Origin of the sequence: Neobacillus fumarioli NBRC 102428, from assembly GCF_001591485.1 — a bacterium.
Lineage (GTDB): Bacteria > Bacillota > Bacilli > Bacillales > Cytobacillaceae > Neobacillus > Neobacillus fumarioli.
In genome coordinates, this window is sequence record NZ_BCUZ01000134.1 from 1 (window position 1) to 7,391 (window position 7,391).

6 protein-coding genes, 2 pseudogenes and 1 riboswitch are annotated in these 7,391 nt (G+C 40.0%); of the genes and pseudogenes, 4 read left to right on the forward strand and 4 right to left on the reverse strand.

All coding sequences use genetic code 11. From position 1 onward, the window contains the following. Nucleotides 1-217: pseudogene (locus tag BFU02S_RS17065) on the forward strand (hypothetical protein); the annotation flags it as partial. Between the two features lie 49 nt (nucleotides 218-266). Here BFU02S_RS17065 and BFU02S_RS13785 read toward each other — a convergent pair. After that, nucleotides 267-764 (reverse strand): flavin reductase family protein, encoded by a 498-nt coding sequence (locus tag BFU02S_RS13785; protein WP_066371750.1) that lies wholly within the window; start codon nucleotides 762-764, stop codon nucleotides 267-269. A 279-nt stretch (nucleotides 765-1,043) separates the two neighbouring features. On the opposite strand from BFU02S_RS13785, the gene BFU02S_RS13790 reads away from it, so the two are divergent. Then, entirely contained in the window at nucleotides 1,044-1,223 is a 180-nt protein-coding gene (locus BFU02S_RS13790) for a hypothetical protein (RefSeq protein ID WP_066371751.1), read from the forward strand. 109 nt (nucleotides 1,224-1,332) lie between these two features. Then, nucleotides 1,333-1,392, reverse strand: a riboswitch (Fluoride riboswitch). A gap of 34 nt (nucleotides 1,393-1,426) precedes the next feature. Here BFU02S_RS13790 and BFU02S_RS13795 read toward each other — a convergent pair. The 3 genes from BFU02S_RS13795 to BFU02S_RS13805 all read right to left on the reverse strand — a co-directional run bounded on the left by BFU02S_RS13795 (nucleotide 1,427) and on the right by BFU02S_RS13805 (nucleotide 5,473). Then, nucleotides 1,427-2,740 (reverse strand): ammonium transporter, encoded by a 1,314-nt coding sequence (locus BFU02S_RS13795; protein WP_066371753.1) that lies wholly within the window; start codon nucleotides 2,738-2,740, stop codon nucleotides 1,427-1,429. A 3-nt stretch (nucleotides 2,741-2,743) separates the two neighbouring features. Then, the gene (locus tag BFU02S_RS13800) at nucleotides 2,744-3,103 is read right to left on the reverse strand and encodes a P-II family nitrogen regulator (protein WP_066371760.1); all 360 of its coding nucleotides are present in this window, start codon (nucleotides 3,101-3,103) and stop codon (nucleotides 2,744-2,746) included. 381 nt (nucleotides 3,104-3,484) lie between these two features. Continuing rightward, entirely contained in the window at nucleotides 3,485-5,473 is a 1,989-nt protein-coding gene (locus BFU02S_RS13805) for an acetoacetate--CoA ligase (RefSeq protein ID WP_066371755.1), read from the reverse strand. 171 nt (nucleotides 5,474-5,644) lie between these two features. On the opposite strand from BFU02S_RS13805, the pseudogene BFU02S_RS13810 reads away from it, so the two are divergent. Both BFU02S_RS13810 and BFU02S_RS13815 read left to right on the forward strand, forming a co-directional pair. Next, nucleotides 5,645-7,027, forward strand: a pseudogene (locus tag BFU02S_RS13810) (MATE family efflux transporter); the annotation flags it as partial. A gap of 128 nt (nucleotides 7,028-7,155) precedes the next feature. Further along, on the forward strand, nucleotides 7,156-7,391 hold a 236-nt coding region (locus tag BFU02S_RS13815; protein ID WP_169797611.1), incomplete at its 3' end, for an alpha/beta fold hydrolase.

The window sequence follows — 7,391 nt, forward strand, 5'->3', positions numbered from 1 at the left end:
TTATGCATTTAAAGATGCCGACGGCGGAAGAACACCACACTCTTATTTGCCATTTGTTTTTTCAGCTTATTTTGTTACAGTTGGCTGTATTTACTCGCCAAAGCTCCATCTGTTTGGGGTATTGCTCGGACCGGTGTGGCTTTCGATGCTGTTTGTAATCCCTGGTTTAGCCGTCGGATGGATCGTTCAAGCCATCGTCATAAAGATAACGAACTGAACGAAGATTCGAAAAAAGCCCCAGAGTATAAAACTCAAGGGGCTGAGGTTTAATCATGATAAAAAGTTTCAGGGATTGGCCCAAATGTCCGCTTATGATAGAGAAGCGGAATTTTTGTTTCACTTTGAATGTCGATCACTTCCCCGATCAAAACCGTATGGTCACCTGCTTCAACCGTTTTAAACGTTCGGCATTGCAAGACTCCGGCCGTACCCAAAATAATAGGGAGATAATGTTCAGAAAACTTCCATTCACAATTGGCAAAACGGTTAGTACCTTTCATGGCGAATAGCGAGCAAATGTCACTTTGATCTCCTGCTAAAACATGGACAGCAAATTTTCCAGAATGGACAAACACGTCATAGGATGAAACCCTCTTATCGATTGACCATAAAATTAAAAGTGGATCCAACGAAACAGAAGCAAAAGAATTAACTGTAAGCCCAAGTGGCACCCCTTGATCATTCACAGTTGTGACAACAGTAACACCTGTTGGATAATTCCCCATCAATTCTTTAAATTTAGCTTCATTTAAATGATCTGCCATATTCATCACTCCCCGAGTTTCCAAATTATTCGAATAGCAGCAATTTTACTATAACACAGTTCCTCCATCTTGCTATGATTGGTTTTTTGATGAAATTTTCTACAAAACAGCCAATTTCGAGGTTTTATAATGACGTAATTTGCAAAATAATGAATGATAGTTTCTAATCCTAAAAGAATCTGATGAGATATGTAGATAAGTTTTTTTCGATTAAGGAAGGAAAATAAGTATCGTTCGAAAAATAATATAAAAGACTCAAGTTGAAAGGTGGTATTCTTAATGAGCGAATTAACCCTCCAACAAATTGTCGAAGGTATTCCAAAGTCATTATTAAATGCATCGGATCGAGATATAGAAGGATTTCAAAAAATCGTCGAGGAAACCATTAAATTAAGGGAAGGGCATAGAAATTTGCAAAAAATGATTAAGAACTTTAACACTTCTATTGTCCGAACGTAACCCAATTGGGAAGGTAGTCTTTACCTTCCTTTTTTTCTACCCACTATATTTATTCCTTAAACTTTCTTTTACCCATAAAAATAGACTCCTACCAGAATTAAAAAACTTCTTTCTGGTAGGAGTCATTAGTCTTACGGTGATTATGGGGAACTCCATTCCCTTTTTAATTTCATATATACATATTCCATTAAGTTTAAAATTAATTAAGATATAACATCCTGAGAAACTTTCCTGCTTTTGACAGGAGCAACCGTAATCCCGGTTGTTTCTTCAAAATTGTACAAGCTCGCAGGTAAATCAGCAAATCTCTCTAATTCATTATAAGCAGGAATACCGTGATAGGACATATCCAATCCTGCTTCCTCCTCCCGATCACTTGTACGCAAGCCTACGGTTTTTTCGCAAACTTTCGCCATAAATATCCCGCCAGTCAACCCCCAAATCACCACAATTGCTGAACCTAAGAGCTGAATAAGAAACAATGAAATATGCCCAGTTGTCAACAGTCCTTGAGATTGATCAAATAAACCGACAGCTATAGTACCAAACACGCCATTAAATCCATGAACTGCTACTGCACCGACGGGATCATCGATTTTTAAATTATCCACCAATAAAGTGGCAAAGATGACAATGACGCCGCTGACAGCTCCAATAGTGACAGCACTCCATTGAGAGACAAAGGCACAACCGGCAGTTACGGCAACTAAACCTGACAACACTCCGTTAATCATCATACTTGGATCCGCTTTGCCAAATTTCTTTAACGTTAAAAACATGGCAGTTGTTCCGCCTGATGCACCGGCAAGCATCGTATTAAGAGCAATTGAGGTAAACGCTTTGTTGGAAGCATCCAAGGTACTTCCGGTATTAAATGCAAACCAGCCGAACCATAAAATAAATGTACCAGCCGATGCTAATGGGATGTTGCTGGGTGCAAACACATTCGTACTGCCGTCAGAATTAAACCTTCCCTTACGCGGTCCTAAGATTTTGGCCATTGATAAAGCAGCAAAACCGCCTAAAGCATGAATCGCTGCTGATCCGGCAAAATCCTTCATTCCCAATTTCGCCAGCCAGCCGTTCTGGCTCCAAATCCAATGGCCGCTAATCGGGTAAACCACCATACAAATCAAAGCAGCTGTTAAAATATAGGCTTTAAAATTCATCCGTTCTGCAACAGCACCGGATACGATCGAGATACAAGCAACTGCAAACCCCATTTGGAATAACACAAAAGCGGCACTTGGCAATGGAATGGACAAAGAGATGTTCTGCGGGGTACCAAATAACGTCGTCCCGAAAATGCCAAAAACGTCTTTTCCGTACATGACTCCAAAACCAATCAACCAGAAAGCTAAGGCACCTATCGTTAAATCCACAAAAATTTTCATTGTAACATTCACAGCATTTTTCGTCCGTACAAGACCTGCTTCCAATAAACTAAAGCCGCCTTCCATAAACAGCACCATTGCGGCCGCCAGTACGACCCAAACAGAATTTAAATACACGATCATCTCCTAGCCCTCCTTGTTTACTAAATCGTCAATATCGAAATCCGTTTCACCTGTCCTAATATTATAAGCTTCCAAAATAGGATAAACGTAAATTTTCCCATCCCCGTCTTCTCCTGTCTGGGCGCTTGCTACAATTGTTTTGATCGTTCTTTCCACCATATAATCCGATAGAACAATCTCCAATTTTACTTTTGGGTGAAGGGTCACGTTATAATTCTTACCACGATAAACTCCTTGGGTATCTTTCTGTTTCCCTCTTCCTACTACTTGGGACACCGTAAATCCAGTTATACCGATGTTTTTTAATCCTTTGATCGTTTCAGTCAACCTTTCAGGCCGAACAATTGCTTCAATTTTTTTCAATTTCAACCACACCCCTAATCTTATGTTAGGTTATATAACATGATATGAAAGATAATATATCATGTGCTATTGATGTGTCAATCATCATTTATGATTTTTTTGAATTTTGTTTTTTTATTAGAAAAACGCATGCACCTTGGTCATCCTGCTTGCTTCTCCGAATCATCCTCCTTGTAGGCATGCGACAAGCTGAACAAGCCTCTTCGAATAAGCTAACCTAACGAGGGGCTAGGCGCTCCTCCTAAAAAGCTATCGCTTTTAGGCGTACGATGCTGATGCTGCCGAAGCATTTCTTATGGAGCTTGACAATTTTCAAAGTCAAAATTTCTTATCTTTTAAAATACAAAAGGATGAAATCCCGATGATTTCATCCTCTATCTTCTAATTTATATTCAATTGTTTCCTAAACTCAATAAAATAGTGTAATGTGTCAGGATTTGCCAACGAGCCAAGATTTACAGCTTTATCTAAAGGAATACCCATTAAGATCTTCTTAATTGGGACCTCCAACTTTTTGCCGTTTAATGTTTTTGGCAGTTCGTCAACGGTAAGTATTTCATTTGGAACATGTCTTGGTGAACAATTTTGGCGGATCACCTGAATGATTCGTTTTTTTACATCTTCTGTTAGCTGTGCTCCTTCTTTTAAAACAACAAATAATGGCATATAAGATTGTTCACTTGTGATCGGAATATCAACAACTAAGCTATCAAGTACTTCCGGTACCTCTTCAAGTGCACTATAGATTTCACTTGTACCCATCCGGATCCCGCCGCGATTAATCGTCGCATCAGAACGGCCATAAATGACTGCACTCCCCCTGGAAGTGATTTTAATAAAATCGCCATGTCGCCAAATGCCGGGATAAACATCAAAGTAGCTGTCCATATAACGCTCCCCGCTTTCATCATTCCAAAAATATATCGGCATGGATGGCATTGGTTCTGTAATGACGAGTTCTCCAATTTCATCTATTAATTCCTCACCACGATCATTAAACGCTTTCACGGCTGCTCCTAATGAACGTGCCTGCAGTTCGCCTGCATGAACAGGTAAAAGCTGCGAGCCGCCGACAAATGCGGTACAAAGATCAGTCCCCCCGCTTGTCGAGAAAAGCCAGAGATCATCTTTCACCTTGTTATACACCCATTCAAATCCGCTGACAGGAAGCGGTGAGCCTGTTGAGCCGATCGCCTTTAAATGAGTCAGATTAAAGCGGTCTTTCGGTTCCACCCCCGCTTTCATGCAAGCCGTGATGAAACTGGCACTGGTACCAAAAACCGTCATTTTCGTGGTTTCAGCAAATTTCCATAATGTATCATAGTTCGGGTAGCCTGGGTTCCCGTCATAAAGAAGAATCGTAGATCCGGCTAGTAAACCGCTTACAACAATGTTCCACATCATCCATCCTGTTGTCGTATACCAGAAAAAGCGGTCATCTTCTCTTAACCCTTTTTGCAAACCAATTGCTTTTAAGTGCTCTAACAAAATCCCGCCATGACTTTGTACGATTGCTTTAGGCTTGCCGGTTGTTCCAGACGAATATAATATCCAAAGCGGATGATCAAACGGTACTGGTTCAAATGTTAGATCTGCCGTGTCATGTTTCATTACAACCTCTGTCCATAACTTGCTATACGTTAATTCTTCTATCTTTGGCTGCTTATTCAGATAGGGGATCATGATTGTTTCTTGCAAGGTTGGAAGTTCAGCTTGAATTTTTTTCACGACCTCGATACGATCAAAGTCCCTGCCGCCGTAACGATAACCATCTACAGCAAACAGTACTTTTGGCTCAATTTGCTTAAAGCGATCGATCACGCTCATGATGCCAAATTCCGGAGCGCAACTGGACCAAATGGCACCAATACTGGCACAGGCTAAAAACGCGGTCAGTGTTTCGTGAATATTGGAAGCATAGGCAGCGACACGATCCCCTGGCTGCACGCCTATTGATTTTAAATATTCGGCAATAGCTGCTACGTTCTTTTTTAGTTCTGCCCAAGTTAACTGCCCTTGCGGCCGGATTTCCGTTTCGTAAATTACTGCCACTTTTTCCGGAACTGCTTTTCGAAAAATATGCTCGGCATAATTTAACGTAGCACCTGTAAACCATTTAGCACCTGGCATTTGTCGATCCGATAAAACTTCGTTATAAGGTGTTTTTGCTTGGATCTCAAAGAAATGCCAAACGGCTGACCAAAATCCTTCAATATCATTGACAGACCATTTCCACAATTCGTCATATGTATGGAAGACCAGCCCACGATGTTCTTCCAACCAGGACATAAACCGTTTCATATTGGACTCATCCTGCATCTTGTGCGTTGGTTCCCACAATAACTTCCCTTCTATTTTTTCAACCGTCATCTTGATCCCTCCGAAATTCAATTAAAAAACCGGATATTTACCATATACGAGTTGAACAGCTTGAATTCCTTCTGGTTATGTCAAAAAATTTTGTAAATACTTCAAAATAAGTAAGGAATCAATGTTAAAAATTTAGTATAATTATATTTTGGATATCTATTTAAGGGGCAGCGGGATATGAATCCGACATTTACATTAAAAGAAAAAACAAAACAAATCTTTATCTTATTAATACCGATCCTTATTACCCAGCTTGGCATGTTTTCGATGGTTTTTTTCAATACAATCATGTCAGGAAAATATAATTCTTCTGCGCTGGCCGGTGTGGCAATAGGTTCATCAATTTGGAATCCCGTGTTTATGGGTCTAACCAGCATTTTGCTGGCGGTTTCACCTCTTGCGGCACAGCGGTTCGGGGAGAAGAAATCGGATGAGGTTTCGTTAATCGTTAAGCAAGGAATTTATTTATCTATTATTCTTACCTTTATTGTCACCTGCCTGGGATTTTTTCTGATCAATCCTACATTGGATCGAATGAATCTCTCAGCGAATGTCAGGAAAACCACTTATTATTACTTAGTCGGCCTTAGTTATGGAATTCTGCCTTTATTTGTTTTCAACGTTCTTAGATCCTTTATCTATTCACTTGGAAAAACGCGGGTCATCATGGTCATCATGATTTCATCTATCCCGCTTAATCTTATTTTGAACTACGTATTCATTTTCGGTAAATGGGGTTTTCCGGAACTCGGCGGTGCAGGTGCGGGATATGCTACATCCATTACTGACTGGGCCATTATGGTGGTTACCATTCTCATTATTCAAAAACAAGAACCATTCTCAGACTTTAATATATTCGCTAACTGGAAGGAATTTTCCACAGCAAAATGTATTGAAATTTTAAAAATTGGAGTTCCGATGGGATTATCTACCTTTTTTGAAACGAGTATGTTTGCAGTGGTAACCATCTTAATCAGTAAGTTTAATGTCACAACAGTCGCTGCTTATCAGGCAGCATTAAATATTGTATCATTTTTATATATGATTCCAACCAGTATTTCAATGGCGTTGACGGTTTTAATCGGATATGAAGTTGGAGCAAAAAGGTATAAGGATGCGAAGGCTTACAGTTGGCTTGGAATGTTCCTTGCTATTATGATTGCGTTAATTACAGGACTTTTTGTGATCATCTTCCGCTATCAAGTTGCAGGACTCTATTCAAACGAAACAGCTGTGATCCATTTAACGGCCGACTTTTTGATCTTTGCGTTATTTTTTCAAATTTCCGATGCCACTCAAGTAACAGCACAAGCAGCCTTAAGAGGCTATAAGGACGTCAATCTGGCTTTCATTATGACCTTAATTGCTTATTGGGCCATCTGCCTGCCAGTCGGATATTTGCTTGCTCACTTTACCAGCCTTGAAGCAAGAGGATACTGGATCGGACTCACCGTTGGACTGCTTGCGGCAGGAATCACCCTGTCCGGCAGGCTCCTCTATATTCAAAAGCGGACGTTCACATCCGAGGAAACGAGAAAGATTGAAGCAGGATGAAAATAGGCGCCATTCAATTTCGAATGACGTCTTTAAAAATTCAGATCAATACGCCATGTAAACATTTTTCTGAAGACACCCGGAAATAATAAAAATATTATTTTTTAAAAAAGGGTGAGGAAAGCGCCGTGCCAATTATCGATAACGATGGAAGCAATCTATATTATACGGTAAAAGGTAAAGGGATTCCGATTGTATTAATCCATCCGCCATTCATCACAAGTGCCTCTTTTAAGTACCAAATCGAGGAATTATCGAAAAATTTTAAAGTGATCGCATTTGATATTCGGGGGCATGGCCGCAGCCCATTTTCAGAAGTTTCTATTACATATCGTTTGATTGCCAAAGATATAAAACATTTATT